The organism is Acinetobacter sp. YH12070, assembly GCF_013419625.1.
GTDB classification, from domain to species: Bacteria; Pseudomonadota; Gammaproteobacteria; order Pseudomonadales; family Moraxellaceae; genus Acinetobacter; species Acinetobacter amyesii.
Window position 1 is genome coordinate 1 of sequence record NZ_VOZT01000064.1, and the last position, 16,544, is coordinate 16,544.

A 16,544-nucleotide genomic window follows, 5' to 3' on the forward strand; every position below is an offset into this window, starting at 1 on the left:
AATGGGAGTGCATGAGCTGTGGTACAGCTCATGATCGAGATATAAACTCAGCTCTAAACATTCTTGCGCTTGGGCATAAGCGTCTAGCTGTAGGAATCACCCTCTTTTAAGGGGGGGAGGATGTCAACTGCCCATGCTTGTTGTTTGGGTTGGTCATAAATCCCGGTTAATGGTGGATGTGCGCCTGCAAAAATAGGCAGATCCCATTCTTTTAAATCGACAATTTCAGTTTCTACGGTACTGTAGTCATAGCTTTCGATTTCTGAAAGTAGCCAGTTTGCAATCTTAATTGCCGTACGGCCTTCGCGGACACTGCCGACAATAATATGAAGTTTCATCGTATTTCCCGTCTTGTTTTAAAGTCTTGCATTAAATTAATATGAATTCGATCTGTTGCATATACAGAAAATGTATCGAGTCGATTGATAGTTATAAAAATAGTGATAAAAAAAAGCTCCCGAAGGAGCTTTCATTTGCTGAAACTTAGATCAGTTTCACGCCTTGTTGACCGGCAGGGGTCACTTTGAAAATTTCAACTTCAAAGGTGATATTTTTACCGGCTAGAGGGTGGTTGAAATCCACTTCGGTAATGTCTTCACCTACAGTTTTGATCACCCCATACAGACTTTGTTTGGCTTTATCTTCAAACTCAATCATATGGCCTTCAACAGGACGTTGCTCAAATTTGACAGTATCAAATTTTTGTACGTTTTCCGGGTTCCATGGACCAAAAGCATCTTCAGGAGGAAGGCTCACAGTACGGCGGTCACCTGCACGTAAACCGAATAAAGCTTTCTCAAAACCCGGTAATAAGCTGCCATCACCCATGACAAGGCTGACAGGTTCAGCACGGCTACGGGTATTGTCAATTTCTACGCCATTTTCAATAGCAACAGAAAAGTGAAGGTCTACTTTAGAACCTTCTTCAATACGAGTTTCCTCGTTAGGATTGATAAAATCAGTCATTTTGCGCTTCCGCACGTTGAATTCGGTGTTTTTCTAAGAAAAACGTATCGATAAGAAGCAGAATCGTGCCTAATGTAATGGCACTGTCTGCAATATTAAATGCAGGAAAGTGGCTGTTGTTGTAATACACGTGAATGAAATCCACCACATAGCCTAAAGATACGCGGTCAATTAAGTTGCCGATTGCGCCGCCTAAAATCAGGGCAATGGCAATTGGAAGGACTTTCACGTTTTTTGGCATACGCATGAGCCAAAATACAAAAATGACAGACACAAGTCCTGCGAGTGAAGTAAAGAAATAACGTTGCCATCCACCGGCATCGGACAAGAAACTAAAGGCAGCGCCATAGTTATGTAGTAATGTCCAATTTAAAAAGGGCATGACAGGTACAGGATCTGCGTAGTTCAGATGTGTACTTGCAATCCATTTGGTCCATTGATCCAAAATAATGGCAACAATGGATAAGCCCACCCACACTAAATTGTGTGGGTAGAATTGAAAGAAGCCCTTTTTTTCTTGTGGATTAGGCATATTTTCTCTCTTCGCCTTGACCTGTAGGAAGGTTAATAATACAACGAGAACAAAGACCTGGATGTTCGTGATGTGTATTCACATCTGGCAGTACATGCCAGCAGCGTGCACATTTTTCACCATCAGCAGCAGAGACTTTGACATTTAAACCGTCAAGGTCAGAGGCTTCACCTTGCGCTGCATCAAACGCATTGACAATCACTTGAGAAGTGATGAGGACAAAACGCAGTTCTTCACCGAATTTGTCTAAAACAGCTTTCAGCTCAGCATTGGCCCAAAGTTCAACTTTGGCAGACAAGTTTGAACCCACAGTTTTTGCAGTACGTGCAGCTTCAATAAACTTGTTCACCGCAGATTTAACGGTGATCAAGGTTTGCCATTCAGCTTCAGTCACCAGATTCGCTGTAGAAGCTACAGGAATGTCATACCACTCCGCAGTAAATACATATTTCTCAGATTGCTCTGGAATCAACGGCCAAGCTTCTTGTGCGGTGAAACTCAAGATTGGAGACATCCAGCGGACAAAGGCTTGAACCAAGTGATACAACGCAGTTTGTGCAGAATGACGCGCTGCAGAGTCTGCTTTGGTGGTGTATTGACGGTCTTTGATGATGTCGAGGTAGAAACCACCCAAGTCATTAATACAGAAGTTGGTCAATGCGCTGGTCACGATATGGAAGTTCATATCTTCATAGGCTTGCTGAATGGTTTTTTGCACTTCCGCAGCACGTTGCAAGATGTATTGATCCAGTGCGATCAATTGATCGACAGGCAAAGCATCAGTCGATGGTTTGAAGCCATTCAAGTTCGCCAACAAGAAACGCAACGTATTACGGATACGGCGGTAACCATCTGATGCACGGCTGAAGATTTCTTTACCTGCAGTCATTTCATAACGGTAGTCTGCAGACGCAATCCAGAAACGTAGGCCATCTGCACCCATGTCTTTAATGATGTCTTGCGGAGTGATCACGTTACCGATCGACTTCGACATTTTGCGGCCTTTTTCGTCCACAACGAAGCCGTGAGTCAATAAGCCTTTGTAAGGTGCGCGGTTATTAATCGCCATAGATGTTAACAATGAAGATTGGAACCAGCCACGATGTTGGTCAGAACCTTCAAGGTACAAGTCAGCAGGGTCTTGCAATTCTTCACGTTCACGAAGTACTGCAAAGTGTGTTGTTCCAGAGTCAAACCAAACGTCTAGAGTGTCACGAACTGCATTGTACTGCTCTGCATCTGCACCGATAAACTCAGACGCATCACGGTTATACCAACCGTCAATACCTTCTTGTTCAATCAGCTTCGCGACTTCTTCGATTAGCTCAGGGGTACGCGGGTGAAGTTCGTTGGTATCTTTATGCACGAAGAATGGAATTGGCACGCCCCATGTACGTTGACGTGAGATACACCAATCTGGACGACCTTCAATCATCGATTGGATACGGTTTTTACCCCAATCCGGTACGAAGCTGATGTCATTTTCAATCGCGTTCAATGCACCTTGGCGTAAACCTTTTGCATCCATGCTGATGAACCATTGCGGTGTTGCACGGAAGATAATCGGTGTTTTATGGCGCCAGCAATGTGGGTAGCTATGTTTGATCACCACATGTGCCCAAAGTTTGCCTGCTTCGGTTAAAGCAGCAATGATTTTTGGATTGGCTTTGTAGATGTGTTCGCCTGCAAAAATTGGCGCAGTCGGTAAATATACACCGTTGCCGCCAACTGGATTGTCGACTTTCAGGTTGTACTGTAAGCCAACTTTATAGTCGTCCACACCATGGCCTGGCGCGGTATGCACAGCACCTGTACCACTGCCGTCTGTGACATGCTCACCCAAAATCACTGGCACTTGGCGTTCAGCAATTAACGGATGTTGTAGTACTAGATTTTCAAGTTTTGCACCAGCAAATTCAGCAATCACTTCTACTGCGTTAAAACCATAACGCTGAGTTGCAGATTCAACCAATGATTTTGCAAGGATGAAGTTTTGCGCTGCTTTGTCTTCGCCAGTTGCTTTCACCAATTGGTATTCAAGTTCAGCGTGTAGAGCAACCGCTTGGTTGGCAGGCATAGTCCAAGGTGTGGTTGTCCAGATTACGATATCTGTAGAATCGCTAACTGTAACACCTAGGCGTGCAGATAAATCAGCTAAATCAACAACGCTAAAACCAACGTCAATCGCATCTGATTTTTTGTCTTCGTATTCCACTTCAGCTTCAGCTAAGGCAGAACCACAGTCCAAACACCAGTTTACAGGTTTAAGACCCGGCTCAATATGGCCTGCTTTGGCAATTTCACCGAGCGAACGAACGATGTCGGCTTCTTGTTTGAAGTTCATGGTGAGGTAAGGGTTGTCCCAATCACCAAACACACCCATACGCACGAAGTCTTTTTTCTGTAATTCAACTTGGGTGTAGGCATATTCACGGCAGGCTTTACGGAAAGTTGAGGCATCTACTTTCACGCCGACTTTACCGACTTTTTCTTCAACTTTCAGTTCGATTGGAAGACCGTGACAGTCCCAACCTGGTACATACGGTGCGTCAAAACCGTCCATTACACGGCTTTTGATGATGATGTCTTTCAGGACTTTATTCACCGCATGGCCTAAGTGAATTTGGCCATTTGCGTATGGAGGGCCGTCATGAAGCACATATTTTTTCTTGCCAATACGCGATGCACGAATCTGCTGATAAATGTTGTCGGCATACCACTCTTCTAACCATTTCGCTTCACGTACTGCGAGATTTGCTTTCATCGCAAATTCAGTACCTGGGAGGTTTAGCGTGGCTTTATAATCCACTGCATTTTCAGGAGTTTGCTTATCGCTCATGCAAGTTGTCTTCCAAATTTATCAGCCCGTTGACTGACGCGTTTTACAATAAATAATCGGGGTTTAAAAGGGGAAATGAGGGTGCTGACCTCGAAACTCAAGGAGTTTTTCGACGTCGTCATCAATTCCGGCTTTCAATGCTTCAAGCGAAGGGTAGTCCTTTTCGCCATGTAAAAAGTTCAAGAACGTCACCCGCATTAACAGGCCATACAGATTAGCAGAAACATCAGGAAAATGTACTTCTAATCGCCATTCAGGATGTTCCTGTTTAATCGCGGGACGCGTACCAACATGCCCTGCACCAAACAGGGCAGAGGGTGCATAACCTGCAACCCCTAATTTGTCAGCATTTTCGTTTTTTACTTTATCTGTTAAAGATTCGGTTTCACAAATGACATCGACTGCATAAATGCCATTTAAACAAGGTTTATGACGGTTTAAACGCACATTAATGGTAGGAAAATTAATGGTGCGACCGATTTGATCGCCATACTGCACACGACCGGTGATGCTATAAGGACGACCTAAAAGTTTTGCGGCATGGGCAAGGTCGCCTGCTTGTAATGTCTGACGAACCAGTGTCGAACTGACACGTTCGCCATCGACTTCGACATTTTGCAGGGCTGTGACTTGGAAGCCGTATTGGCGTAAAAATTCGCTATTGCCTTGGCGGTTTTTGCCAAAGTGATGATCTTCGCCCAAAACTAAACTTTGTGTATTGAGTTTATTTTTTAAAATATCGGCAAATTCTTCGGCGCTGAGATTACGAAAGGCATTGTCAAATTTCGCCACCACAATATAGTCGACGCCTAGTTCAGTTAAATATTCGACTTTTTCACGTAGTGAACTGATTCGAGGCGGTGCATCATAAGCTTTAAAGAATTCAAGCGGTTGTGGCTCAAAAATCATCACAGCTGTTTTTAAGTTTTGTTGCTGTGCTATGTCTTTGAGCTGGCTGACCATCGCTTGATGACCCAAATGTACGCCATCAAAATTGCCAATGGTCACGGCAGTTTTGGGGAGTTCTAAGTGGGGCGCTAAAGCATTCAGACGGAGCAGCTTCATGGGCGAATCAATTGTTGAAAATGTTTGAGGGCTATATATTGCCATAATCTTCTGCGTTCGTCTTGTTGTTGTGTTTTTACTCAAGTTTTTTTATGCAGAGATGAATTTATTATCAGTAAAATAAATTATAAAAATAAATATTAATCAATTTTTCTTATTAATTAGTGTGCTTAAACTATAGACATTCCATTTTGATGAGCATCATGCGATGAAAATGCCATTTTATCAACTCCAGCATAAACAAGACTTGATTCGTCATTTCACCCCAAACTGGTTTACGGTGGTGATGGGTACAGGTGTGGTGGCCCTCATTTTACCATCTATACCGTTGGCGCCGCAGTGGATGTGGTCCATCGGAGCAGGGTTGTGGCAGATCAGCATCGTGTTGTTCATATTGTTTAGTGGGATGTATCTCAGCCGATGGATCTTGTATCCACAAGAAGCCAAGCAGATTTTCCAGCATCCGGTGATGAGTTTATTTCTTGGGGCAATCCCCATGGCACTGGCAACCCTGATCAATGGCGCATTGAAATTTGGCACCACGCTGTACACTGAGTTTTTGGGCGTAAGCATCATCACATGGGCTGAATATTTATGGTATGTCGATGTGTTGATGGCAATTGCGATTGCATGGTGTGTTCCCTTTCTGATGTTTAGTCGTCAGCAACATGCGCTGCAAGGCATGACCGCAGTATGGTTATTGCCGATAGTGGCTTGCGAGGTGGCTGCCAGTTCAGGTGGTTTATTGTTGGCGCATTTACCTGCACAGGCCCATGCTGTCCATATTTTGCTGGGGAGTTATCTGCTTTGGGGAATCTCAGTATTTCCAGCCTTTGCCATCTTAAGCATCTTGTTGCTGCGTCTAGCTTTACATCAATTGCCAAGCAAGGAGATGGCAATCAGCAGTTGGTTGGCCTTAGGACCGATTGGGACAGGGGCGTTAGCGCTGTTACTTTTGGGAGAGCAAGCCCCTCGTATTTTGACAGCAGTAAATTTGGTTGATTTAGGACAGGTGTTACTTCAAGGCGGTGTGTTTGCAGCCCTTGTTCTGCTCGGATTTGGTGTATGGTGGTTTGGAATCGCTATACTCATCACGCTAAAACATTTACGAGATTTACCCTTTAATCTCGGGTGGTGGGCGATGACGTTTCCATTCGGCGTTTTTAGTTTGGCGGTCATCAATTTGGCGGAACAAACGCAATTACACGCTATCCAACAGTGTGGCACTTTTTTTGCGGTTTTGCTCTGTACGCTTTGGTTATTGGTGATGCTGAAAACCATACAAGGGTTTTATCGTGGCAGCTTATTTTTTTCTCCGTGTTTAAAAGCGTATTGTGATGCTCAGCGCGCATCTTAATTGATGTTGGGTGAATGTAAATCCGTTGAAGAAAACTATTGCGCGTTGGCTTTGACGGATTTCAACAAACAAATATAGAGCTTCTGCAAGCGTGTGATGCAGTTACGTTATTTTGCTATCCAAGCAAAACATTCATGTATAAAATTTGCGCGTATTTTCGAGAGATCAACTGGCTTCGAGATATAAACTTGCTTGTACTAGGTGTTAGAGCAAGGCTTATGGATTAAAACAAAAAGATAAAAATAAGGATCGAATTATGTGTAATCAAACCCGTTTTTGGGATGATGCCAAAGGATTATTAGAAGAGTGGTACGTCGCTTGTACCTCTAAAGAACTCAAAAAAGATCAGCCTTTTTCAGCCACCCTGTATGGTAAAAAAATTGTTCTGTTCCGACAAAAAGATGGAACAGCTGCTGCATTGCTCGATCAATGTGTACATCGTGGCGTGCCTTTGTCTCAGGGTAAAATGACTGATGGCTGCGTGACATGTCCATATCATGGTTGGTCGTATCAGGGCGATGGGCATGTGGCGCATATTCCTAGTGTCAATGGACAATTTTTTCCAGAAAAACCGCATCCCTTTAAACAGCGTAGTTTTGATGTGTGTGAGCAAGATGGGGTGGTATGGATTTATCTCGGTGAAAAGCCAAAACAAGAACGCCCAGAAATATTTAAATTACCATTTTATGATCAAGCCGGTTGGGTCAGCTATTACATGGTCGGCAGTTATGATGGCGAGATGGGCGCTGTTGCACAGAATATTATGGATGTGACTCATACCATATTTGTGCATGAAGGCTGGTTTCGTTCAGAGTCCGGAAAAGCCGTGGATGCCACCATAGATGTCGGGCCGCGCAAAGTAGTCGTTGACTATCATGACCATGATGCAGATGTTGGCATGATGCCATGGCTGACCAATCCGCATGGTGCTGAACAGGTTCACCGCGACAGTTTTATCGCACCGAATATTACCTTGGTGGAGTACCATTGGGGAGAGCCGTCGGGCATGGTGTTTAATAGTCTGATTAGCCCTGTGGGGCCATTTGAGTCAAGGGTTTATACCTGTGTTAGCTATAAATTTCCCATTCCAAAATTGTTGTCTAAGGCATTGATGCCGGCTGTGAATGCCTATACTTGGGTGGTCAACAAACAAGACATTAAAATTTTGTCAGCGCGAAGAGCTGGCATCGAGCATATGCCGATGACCCATTCGCATAGTGTGAGAGGGGATATGGCACATATTGCCTTAGAGAAGATTTTAGATGCCTTACGTCATGACCAACAATTGGCACCGTCATTTATTGGCAAACGTCCGATGCAATTTCAAATTTGATAGCATTGAAATCTGCGTGAGGAATTTATTTTTCTGAGCAATGTGATTTTTGAAGATGATTTTTTCTGCGCACGTGCAAATGTATGCTATATGAAGGCATCAATTTGAGGAGACCGCTATGCGTCAGCAAATCGCTTTAATTATGGCACTGCCGAGTGAATCTAAAGGCTTATTTGAAGCTGCAGGCATTGAAGTGCATTACAGTGGTATTGGTAAAGTCAATGCCGCATTTAAAGCCTTTGATGTGATTCAAAAAACCGGATGTCATACTTTGCTGAATTTGGGCACTGCGGGAAGTTCACATTTTGATGCACATGCTTTGGTTGAAGTAGCTCAATTTGTACAACGGGATATGGATGTATCGCCTTTGGGTTTTGATGTGGGGGTGACGCCGATGGATACCGATCATCCTGCTGAAATTCAGCCAGAGAGCATGTTTAGCCATTTGCCTAAAGGAATTTGTGGTACAGGCGACAGCTTTGAAACTGGGCTGCCGAAAGTACCGTGTAATCTTGTCGATATGGAAGGCTACGCAATCGCTAAAGTATGTAAAAAACTGGGTGTTCGCTTTGTATCGGTAAAATATATTACCGATGGTGCGAATGACACAGCGCATCTGGATTGGGAAGAAAATTTATTATTCGGCGCAAAGAAATTATTGAAATTATATCAAACAGTCAAATAAGGCATTTAGCTAATTTCGGTCGGCGACCATAGAATGCTATGGTCGTATGCCAATTCGACCCAATTCAATTTACTTTTCTGGGCGTGGAATTACACCGTAAAGCATCATATGAACGGTATGTTGAATAATCCGTTGTTGCATACTGCGATTACGTAAGGTTTTTCCAGTGACCATTTCCATTTGGGTTGCAAAGTCAGCATAGTTTTGCGTAATTGCCCAAATGTTCAGAATTAAAAGTTCTGGATCAATATCTTTTGAAATTTTACCTTGCTCTTGCCAGTTGCTAATGACTTTGGCTTTGCGTTTCACTAATTTTTTTAGTGGGCCTTTTAAAATTTCAAGAATGTGTGGTGCGCCCTGAATGACTTCAAGTGCGAACAAACGTGAGGCTTTCGGTTGCGTACGAGATACTTCAATTTTCTGCAATAGATAATTGGTGATTGCTTCTTCGGGCTCAAGGTCTGCTTCCAACATTTGTAGCGGAGCAAGCCACTTTTGTAGAACCGTTGTCAGAACTTCAACATAAAGCGCTTCTTTATTTTCATAGTAATAGAAAATATTCGATTTATGCATTTCTGCAATCTGTGCGATCTCATCCAAGCTGGCGCCATTGAAGCCATACAGGGAAAAGACATCCAGTGCTGCATTAAGCAACTGGTGGCGTTTCTGGGTACTCTTTTTTTGTTCCATTAGCTCTTTTAAGAAAATGAAAAGGGAATATTGAATTGTACGGCAAATCAACAGATTTGTGCACAATCATCGTTTCTAATTTTATGAATTTTGGCAGTTTATTCTATTCAACGGTCAAATAAATACGACGAATGCCATAATATTTCAAATAATCATTTTAGGGTGAAATTTAAATAAATCATTATTTTTAGTCATGGATTTATATGATTTGTCGTAATTTTTGTGATGTATTTGTCAACAGGCGATAAATCTACCCTCAATGCTAAACGTGGTTTTGTTGCGATATTGTTCTTGAATAGGACAGGAAGTCACACGGTTTAAGTGATGATTTCCTGCACAAGTACAGCTTAAGTGGCCAAGACCGCTTGTAAGACTTGTTGTTCAAGTTCAGTAAATTCAATGCCTTTTTTTCGTGGACGGGTCAAATCGACACTAAATTCTTTGGCAATATGGCCTTTATCAAGCAAGATTATACGGTCTGCCAACTGTACGGCTTCACTCACATCATGCGTGACCAAAATCGCGGTAAACCCTTGTTCAGTCCAGAGTTTTTCAATCAAATTCTGCATATCTAAACGTGTTAAGGCATCGAGCGCACCCAGTGGTTCATCTAGCAGCAAAATGCGTGGTTTATGTGACAAAGCACGTGCCAGTGCAGTACGTTGACGTTGCCCCCCTGATAGCTGTGTTGGCCAAAGCCCCGCTTTGTCTTTTAAACCAACTTTCTCGAGGAGTGCTGTGGCATTGGCATGTTGGTCTTTGCTTAAACCAAGTTGTACATTTTTCTCAATGCTACGCCAAGGCAGAAGGCGAGGGTCTTGGAACATCACACGAATATCATCACTGGTGATGCCTTCACGAATATGACGTGCAGACTTAAATTTAATTTCGCCATAACTGGGCTTTTCTAAGTCGGCGATGAGGCGAAGCAGGGTACTTTTACCACAGCCACTACGACCGACAATTGCCAAGAATTCACCGGGTTGAATATGCAGGTCAAGGTCCTCAAGGACTTTAACATCGCCATAAAATTTGTGTAGTTGTTCAATCAGGATCTCTGCGCCCAACACCGCATGGGGGGTGATATCCTCGACTGAAGAACGCTGAGGTTGGGTTGAGTCGTCTGCATGACGGCTTATGCTTAAATCGGTCATCACATGCTCCTTATTTTTGGTAACCCGAGTGCCAACGGAGTAAATATTTTTCTAAGGCAACAGCCAGTACATCGGCTAATTTACCGAGTAGGGCATACAATAAAATCCCGACCAAGACGATATCGGTTTGTAGAAATTCGCGTGCATTCATGGTCATATAACCGATGCCGGCTTGTGCAGAAATGGTTTCTGCCACAATCAACAAAACCCAAACGAGCCCGAGTGAAAAACGCAGACCAACCAAAATAGACGGCATCGCCCCCGGTAGAATGATTTCTTTATACAGTTGCCAGCCACTCAAACCGTAGCTTTTGCCCATTTCAATCAGTTGAGGGTCTACAGAACGAATACCATGATAGGTATTGATATAAATGGGAAAGAATACGCCAATAGCGACTAAAAAAAGTTTGGCCGATTCATCGATCCCAAACCATAAAATCACCAAGGGAATCAGGGCAAGAGCAGGAATGTTACGGATCATTTGCAGCGTGGTATCGAGTAGCGTCGATGCTGTTTTGGATGAACCATTCAGCAGACCTAAAAAAAGACCTAAACCACCGCCGACTAGAAGTCCAACCAAAGCACGACCTGCACTGATTTGAACATGCTTCCACAGTTCACCACTGATCAGTAAGTTCCAAAAGGCCACCACCACCGCACTTGGCGCAGGCAAAATACGACTTTCTAACAGCCCTGTAACAGAGGCAATTTGCCAAACAATAATTAATGCAATAGGAAACAACCAAGGCAGCAAACGCTGCCCGAGTTGTGTTCCACGTGAAACCTTCGGTGCTTTGAAGGTTTCAACAGAAACAGTTTTGGACATTAGGCCGGCTCCTGAATCTTTTCAGCTTTTTTATTTTCATCTGGTGTGTAATTGTTCGCGACAATCTCACCAAATGGGCCGGTTAAGTTAGGTTGAACCAATTTCTGACGTGTTTCCAATGGCAGTAATGGGAACACTAATTCTGCAAAACGGATAGACTCTTCAAGGTGTGGGTAACCAGAGAAAATAAAGGTGCTAATCCCGAGATCGGCATATTCTTGGATACGTGCGGCGACAGTTTCAGGATCACCAACGAGTGCCGTACCTGCACCACCACGAACCAGACCAACACCGGACCATAAGTTTGGCGATACTTCTAATTTGCTACGGTCGCCATTGTGCAGTTCAGCCATACGGCGTTGACCAACAGAGTCCATGGTTTTGAACTTGGCTTGCGCGGCTGCAATGGTGGCATCGTCGACATATTGGATCAGCTCTTCTGCTGCTTTCCATGCCTCTTCATTGGTTTCGCGCACAATGACATGTAAACGAATGCCATAATTCAGTTCACGTCCTTTGGCTTTGGCTTTTTCACGCACCACTGCAATTTTTTCTTTTACCGCAGCAGGTGGCTCACCCCAAGTCAAATAGGTGTCAACTTGATCTGTTGCCAGTTCAACAGCAGCCTCTGAAGAACCGCCAAACCATAATGGTGGGTACGGTTTTTGTAGCGGCGGATAGAGTAATTTGGCGTCGTCCACACTCAGACGTTCACCATGGAAGGTATAGCTTTCACCGGTATGTGAGCGGGTTAAAATTTCACGCCAAATGGTGGTGTATTCCGCGGCAGTTTGGTAACGCGTTGCGTGATCTTCATAGACACCATCACCCTTGAGTTCCTGCTCATCACCGCCTGTAACTAAGTTCAGTAAGATACGGCCGCCAGATAAACGGTCAAAAGTTGCAGCCATACGTGCAGTTAGTGCAGGCGTTGTCACCCCCGGACGTAGCGCCACTAGAAATTTTAAATTTTTAGTGGCATCAATCAAGCTTGCAGCTGTAAGCCATGGATCTTCACATGAACGACCTGTTGGAATCAGAACGCCTTCATAGCCAAGATTATCCACCGCTACTGCAATTTGCTTCATGTAGGCATGATCGACTTGGCGTGCACCTTTACTTGTTCCTAAGTAGCGACTGTCACCGTGGGTAGGGATAAACCAGAAAATTTTCATGTTCAGTTCCTTGTATTTTTGATGGCTCGGGTATCAATGTGATGAAGGTGTCCAAACTTGCTTTTGGACTTGAATGTTGTTTGGAATCAGTTGGACTTGTTTAAATAAGTCCGCAATATTTTGCTGTGCTTGTATGACCTCGGGTGTCAGCGAGCGCACAGGAGATGGTTTAGATCGGCGTGAAAAGGCTTGCGCAGCAATATTCTTTTGCAGCCCTGTGCTGGTTTGATAAATCTCTAAAGCCACATTTTGGTTCTTCACAATCCACTGATCGGAAGCGTCTAAGGCCTTTAAAAATTTAGCTGGGGCATCAGGGTGCGCTTGAACGACTTTTGGATTTGCCACATAAAATGAATAGGTCTTTGGAAAATCACCAGATTGAATCAGCACTTTAGCCTGAGCATCCAACTCCGCTGCAGATAAAAACGGATCCCAAATGGCCCATGCATCAATTGATTTTTTATCAAATGCGGCACGTGCATCTGCTGGTGGAATCCAAATCGGTTGAATGTCATTCCAAGTCAAACCGGCTTTTTCTAAAGTTTTGGCTAATAACTCATGCGCACTCGAGCCTTTTTGTACAGCAACGCGTTTGCCACGTAATTCTTGAATGGTTTTGATTGAGCTATCCGCTGGAATCACGACAGCAAGCGACTGTTCAGGCACCACTTCATAGCCAATATAATTCAGGTCTTTATTGGCAGCTTGGGCAAAAATAGGCGGGGTGTTGCCGACATAGCCATAATCCACCGCACCGACCGTAAGGGCTTCTAACATTTGTGGGCCAGCAGGGAACTCCTTCCACTCAATGTGAGCACCGGGAAATTGTTGTTCAAAGAGCTTTTGTTCACGGGCAACCAACAAATTTAAGGCTGATTTTTGAAAACCAATAACCAAGGTTTTTACGGCTGTTTCAGTTGGTTTTTCACGATCCTGCTGTGCTGTTTCTTGTTTTTGGCACGCACTGAGTCCAAGGCCCAAAGTGGCTAAAGTCAGTATGGAAAATGTTCTTAGAATACGCATGGCATCGCCCTTATGCTGTAGTCGGCTTATTTGATAATGACCGACTCAATATTTAATTTATTGGGAATTAATTTTTCGTTATAAAACGCATCAGCGACTTGCTGCTGCTCTTGCGCCACTTGTGTAGTAATCGGCGTCACTTGATTGCCTAAGCGTGAAATAGATGTTTTAAGCACATCTAGACCTAAGCCGGTTTTGCCTTCGAGTAACTTGGCCGCTTCGTCTTGATTTTTTGAGACCCATTGCGTGGTCAAATTCAACTCATTCACCACAGCTTGCAGCACTTTTGGATTTTCCTGAGCAAATTTACGATCGGCCAAATAGAACTGGTAGTTCTTCACCAAGTTTTCGCCATTGGCAATGCTGCGAGCATTAAGTTGATGCTCAGCAGCAGAAAGGAACGGGTCCCAAATTACCCATGCATCAACGGCACCTTTTTCAAAAGCAGCACGTGCGTCGGCAGGTGGTAAATACACGACATTGATGTCGCTAAATTTAAGCTGATTGGCTTCCAACAGCTTGAGCAACAGGTAATGCACGTTTGAGCCTTTGTTTAAGGCCACACGTTTACCTTTTAAGTCCTGAATACTGTGAATAGCCGAATCTTTTTGCACAATTAACGCTTCAGCTTTTGGAACTGCAGGTTGGTTGGCAATGTAAACCAAATCGGTTTGAGCGGCTTGAGCAAAGATAGGCGGTGCTTCACCGACTTCACCAAATGACACGCTGCCCACATTGAGCCCTTCAAGCAGCTGTGGACCCGCAGGAAATTCCACCCATTTGATATTTACACCTTGGCTTTTTAAGGCTGTTTCTAAGGTTCCGCGTTCTTTTAAAATTGGCAATAAGCCATATTTTTGGAAGCCAATATTTAAGGTGACATTTTCATCAGCCTCTTTTTTGCCACAGCCCGACATCATCATGGCACCCACAACCGCTGTAGACAGTACAAGTGTTTTTGTCCAAAGTTTTACTTTGTGAGTACGCATGTGTTGCTCCTATAAAGGTCTAAATTTGCAGAACTGTTGATTTATGAACACATAAGCTAAAGAGTTTTCTTTTTCGAAAAAAATAAGAAAACTTAAATTTAAAATCAGGAAAAAAGATAAATAAAAATCAGCAAAACTTATGAAAAATTATGATTTTAGAAAAACATATAATGTGTCAAAGTATTATTTTAAGTTATTGAAATTATTTATTTATTTGGGTTATTTAAATGGCAGATATGGTTATTCTGTGGCTTGCAAAGTGATTTGAGGGGGATAGCCAAGGGATTAGGCATAACCTTATGCAAAATAATGCTATTCAGCGCATAAAAAAAGCCACTTTAAAGTGACTTTTTACAAACCAATGAGTTTCTTTGGTAGTTGTATAAGGCCTGACGGGCATTCGGTAAGTCATCGACACTGACTTGTTCAAAACCTTGTTCAAGGAACCAATGCGCTGTCCGTGTGGTCAAAATAAACAATTGTTCAATACCTAAATCTCGCGCTTTTTCTTCTAAATAATGCAAAATTTGGCTACCGCGATTTGATTTTCGATACCCCGGATGCACAGCTACGCACGCGATTTCAGCAGAGCGTTTTTCATTCCCTGTGACAGGAATCGGGTATAACGCAGCGCAGGCCAAAATCGTACCGTCACGTTCAATCACTGCAAATTGTCCAATTTCATTTTCCAGACGTTCGCGTGAGCGATAAACCAAGATGCCTTCTTGTTCGAGAGGGCGTAAGAGATTGATTAAGCCACCCACATCTTGAATATCGGCAGTACGCACTTCTTCATAATGCGCATCGGTGATCATGGTGCCAGAACCGTCACGTGTGAACAATTCTTCGATCAATGCGCCATCATAGGCATATGAAATAAGATGAACACGGTGTACGCCTTGTAACGAGGCATCTTTAGCAACGCTTAAATGCAGGGCAATATCGGGATTAGAATCTTGATATTGCAAAATATGCTGATCAAGTTGATGAGGTGTAATTTCGCGTTGTAGCTGCCCATGTTCATTGTGCAAACCATGTTGTTTGCCCAAGAAAATCAACTTATCCGCTTTTAAACTGATCGCGGTTTTGGTCGCAACTTCTTCAGCCAATAAATTAAACACTTCACCTGTCGTGGAATAACCTGTTGGCCCAAGCACCACAATATTTTGGCTCTCTAAATGACGTTGAATCGCATCGATATCGACGGAACGAACTTCACCAGACAGTTGAAAATCGATACCGTCACGAATGCCATACGGTTTTGCCGTGACCAAATTGCCTGAGACCACATCAATACGCGCGCCGTACATCGGTGAGTTGGCTAAACCCATAGACAGGAGGGCTTCAATTTGCAGACGAATGGAACCGACGGCATTCATCACCGCAGGTAAGGATTCGCGAGTGGTGATGCGACGGTGATGATGAAATGGTGTCTTGATGCCGCTGCTTTGTAAATTATGATTGATTTGCGGACGAGCACCATGCACCAAAATTAGACGAATACCAAGTGAGTGTAATAAGGCAATATCATGAATAATGTGTTGAAAATTTTCATGTTGCAGCGCTTCACCATCAAACATGATGACAAAGGTTTTGTTACGATGCGCATTAATATAGGGTGCAGAATGACGGAACCAATGCACATACTGTAAGGTTGTGCTGGAAGATGGTTCAGTGATATTCGTTTGCATGCCTATGCCTGTTTATTCGCTTTGGTATGGATGATTCTAAACAAAAACATATGACAGCGGAAAGCAAATTTGACATCCTCACCCCCTTAAACGAGGGTGATTCCTACAGCTAGACGCTTATGCCCAAGCGCAAGAATGTTTAGAGCTGAGTTTATATCTCGATCATGAGCTGTACCACAGCTCATGCACTCCCATTCTCTTATTCCAAGATCTGTCTTA

16 protein-coding genes and 1 pseudogene are annotated in these 16,544 nt (G+C 43.5%); 4 read left to right on the forward strand and 13 right to left on the reverse strand.

The genetic code is table 11. The features are described from left to right. A partial coding sequence (locus FTU17_RS14815) for a zinc ribbon domain-containing protein (RefSeq protein WP_179994364.1) occupies positions 1–110 on the forward strand: 110 nt, incomplete at its 5' end. A gap of 18 nt (positions 111–128) precedes the next feature. Here the strand turns inward: FTU17_RS14815 and FTU17_RS14820 are convergent. The 5 genes and pseudogenes from FTU17_RS14820 to ribF form a co-directional block, all read right to left on the reverse strand. Further along, positions 129–338 (reverse strand): annotated as a pseudogene (locus tag FTU17_RS14820) (NADPH-dependent FMN reductase); the annotation flags it as partial. A 145-nt stretch (positions 339–483) separates the two neighbouring features. Beyond that, the gene (locus tag FTU17_RS14825) at positions 484–966 is read right to left on the reverse strand and encodes a peptidylprolyl isomerase (RefSeq protein WP_078190656.1); all 483 of its coding nucleotides are present in this window, start codon (positions 964–966) and stop codon (positions 484–486) included. Continuing rightward, positions 959–1,498 carry a signal peptidase II gene (gene lspA, locus FTU17_RS14830; protein WP_078190655.1) on the reverse strand — a complete coding sequence of 180 codons (540 nt, stop codon included), beginning with the start codon at positions 1,496–1,498 and terminating at the stop codon, positions 959–961. Before lspA ends, FTU17_RS14825 begins: the two co-directional genes overlap by 8 nt. After that, complete coding sequence (gene ileS / locus FTU17_RS14835) at positions 1,491–4,337, reverse strand: isoleucine--tRNA ligase (protein WP_180022897.1); 2,847 nt, start codon at positions 4,335–4,337, stop codon at positions 1,491–1,493. The genes lspA and ileS overlap by 8 nt, the downstream gene beginning before the upstream one ends. A gap of 63 nt (positions 4,338–4,400) precedes the next feature. Beyond that, a complete protein-coding gene (gene ribF, locus FTU17_RS14840; protein ID WP_168379800.1) occupies positions 4,401–5,402 on the reverse strand; it encodes a riboflavin biosynthesis protein RibF in 1,002 nt (333 codons plus the stop codon). A 208-nt stretch (positions 5,403–5,610) separates the two neighbouring features. Between ribF and FTU17_RS14845 the strand changes: the two genes are divergently transcribed. From FTU17_RS14845 to FTU17_RS14855, 3 genes are all read left to right on the forward strand, one after another. Continuing rightward, positions 5,611–6,759 carry a TDT family transporter gene (locus FTU17_RS14845; RefSeq protein WP_180135882.1) on the forward strand — a complete coding sequence of 383 codons (1,149 nt, stop codon included), beginning with the start codon at positions 5,611–5,613 and terminating at the stop codon, positions 6,757–6,759. 256 nt (positions 6,760–7,015) lie between these two features. Next, positions 7,016–8,092 (forward strand): aromatic ring-hydroxylating dioxygenase subunit alpha, encoded by a 1,077-nt coding sequence (locus FTU17_RS14850; RefSeq protein ID WP_180027318.1) that lies wholly within the window; start codon positions 7,016–7,018, stop codon positions 8,090–8,092. A 118-nt stretch (positions 8,093–8,210) separates the two neighbouring features. Continuing rightward, the gene (locus FTU17_RS14855; protein WP_111886021.1) at positions 8,211–8,777 is read left to right on the forward strand and encodes a 5'-nucleosidase; all 567 of its coding nucleotides are present in this window, start codon (positions 8,211–8,213) and stop codon (positions 8,775–8,777) included. A 69-nt stretch (positions 8,778–8,846) separates the two neighbouring features. On the opposite strand, the gene FTU17_RS14860 is transcribed toward FTU17_RS14855, so the two are convergent. The 8 genes from FTU17_RS14860 to FTU17_RS14895 all read right to left on the reverse strand — a co-directional run. Next, the gene (locus tag FTU17_RS14860) at positions 8,847–9,467 is read right to left on the reverse strand and encodes a TetR/AcrR family transcriptional regulator (protein WP_078190649.1); all 621 of its coding nucleotides are present in this window, start codon (positions 9,465–9,467) and stop codon (positions 8,847–8,849) included. A 347-nt stretch (positions 9,468–9,814) separates the two neighbouring features. Then, positions 9,815–10,621, reverse strand: coding sequence for an ABC transporter ATP-binding protein (locus FTU17_RS14865; protein WP_180059733.1), 807 nt, complete (start codon positions 10,619–10,621; stop codon positions 9,815–9,817). Positions 10,622–10,631: 10 nt separating this feature from the next. Continuing rightward, complete coding sequence (gene ssuC / locus FTU17_RS14870) at positions 10,632–11,447, reverse strand: aliphatic sulfonate ABC transporter permease SsuC (RefSeq protein ID WP_078190647.1); 816 nt, start codon at positions 11,445–11,447, stop codon at positions 10,632–10,634. Further along, on the reverse strand, positions 11,447–12,622 hold the full coding sequence (ssuD, locus tag FTU17_RS14875) for an FMNH2-dependent alkanesulfonate monooxygenase (RefSeq protein ID WP_180135884.1): 1,176 nt from the start codon (positions 12,620–12,622) through the stop codon (positions 11,447–11,449). The genes ssuC and ssuD overlap by 1 nt, the downstream gene beginning before the upstream one ends. Before the next feature lie 33 nt (positions 12,623–12,655). After that, a complete protein-coding gene (locus tag FTU17_RS14880; RefSeq protein WP_180135887.1) occupies positions 12,656–13,645 on the reverse strand; it encodes an aliphatic sulfonate ABC transporter substrate-binding protein in 990 nt (329 codons plus the stop codon). 26 nt (positions 13,646–13,671) lie between these two features. Next, entirely contained in the window at positions 13,672–14,634 is a 963-nt protein-coding gene (locus FTU17_RS14885) for a sulfonate ABC transporter substrate-binding protein (protein ID WP_180135889.1), read from the reverse strand. A gap of 338 nt (positions 14,635–14,972) precedes the next feature. Next, positions 14,973–16,325 (reverse strand): amino-acid N-acetyltransferase, encoded by a 1,353-nt coding sequence (argA, locus tag FTU17_RS14890; protein WP_180004326.1) that lies wholly within the window; start codon positions 16,323–16,325, stop codon positions 14,973–14,975. A gap of 86 nt (positions 16,326–16,411) precedes the next feature. Further along, positions 16,412–16,544 (reverse strand): zinc ribbon domain-containing protein (locus FTU17_RS14895; RefSeq protein WP_180041888.1); only part of this gene is annotated, 133 nt, incomplete at its 5' end.

What these genes read in the sequence shown, in the direction of transcription:
- FTU17_RS14880 (WP_180135887.1), bottom strand. Translation starts at nt 13,645, where the DNA reads ATGCGTATTCTAAGAACATTTTCCATACTGACTTTAGCCACTTTGGGC.
- ribF (WP_168379800.1), bottom strand. Translation starts at nt 5,402, where the DNA reads ATGAAGCTGCTCCGTCTGAATGCTTTAGCGCCCCACTTAGAACTCCCC.
- argA (WP_180004326.1), bottom strand. Translation starts at nt 16,325, where the DNA reads ATGCAAACGAATATCACTGAACCATCTTCCAGCACAACCTTACAGTAT.
- lspA (WP_078190655.1), bottom strand. Translation starts at nt 1,498, where the DNA reads ATGCCTAATCCACAAGAAAAAAAGGGCTTCTTTCAATTCTACCCACAC.
- FTU17_RS14845 (WP_180135882.1), top strand. Translation starts at nt 5,611, where the DNA reads ATGAAAATGCCATTTTATCAACTCCAGCATAAACAAGACTTGATTCGT.
- FTU17_RS14885 (WP_180135889.1), bottom strand. Translation starts at nt 14,634, where the DNA reads ATGCGTACTCACAAAGTAAAACTTTGGACAAAAACACTTGTACTGTCT.
- FTU17_RS14855 (WP_111886021.1), top strand. Translation starts at nt 8,211, where the DNA reads ATGCGTCAGCAAATCGCTTTAATTATGGCACTGCCGAGTGAATCTAAA.
- FTU17_RS14850 (WP_180027318.1), top strand. Translation starts at nt 7,016, where the DNA reads ATGTGTAATCAAACCCGTTTTTGGGATGATGCCAAAGGATTATTAGAA.
- FTU17_RS14825 (WP_078190656.1), bottom strand. Translation starts at nt 966, where the DNA reads ATGACTGATTTTATCAATCCTAACGAGGAAACTCGTATTGAAGAAGGT.
- ssuD (WP_180135884.1), bottom strand. Translation starts at nt 12,622, where the DNA reads ATGAAAATTTTCTGGTTTATCCCTACCCACGGTGACAGTCGCTACTTA.
- FTU17_RS14860 (WP_078190649.1), bottom strand. Translation starts at nt 9,467, where the DNA reads ATGGAACAAAAAAAGAGTACCCAGAAACGCCACCAGTTGCTTAATGCA.
- FTU17_RS14865 (WP_180059733.1), bottom strand. Translation starts at nt 10,621, where the DNA reads ATGACCGATTTAAGCATAAGCCGTCATGCAGACGACTCAACCCAACCT.
- ssuC (WP_078190647.1), bottom strand. Translation starts at nt 11,447, where the DNA reads ATGTCCAAAACTGTTTCTGTTGAAACCTTCAAAGCACCGAAGGTTTCA.
- ileS (WP_180022897.1), bottom strand. Translation starts at nt 4,337, where the DNA reads ATGAGCGATAAGCAAACTCCTGAAAATGCAGTGGATTATAAAGCCACG.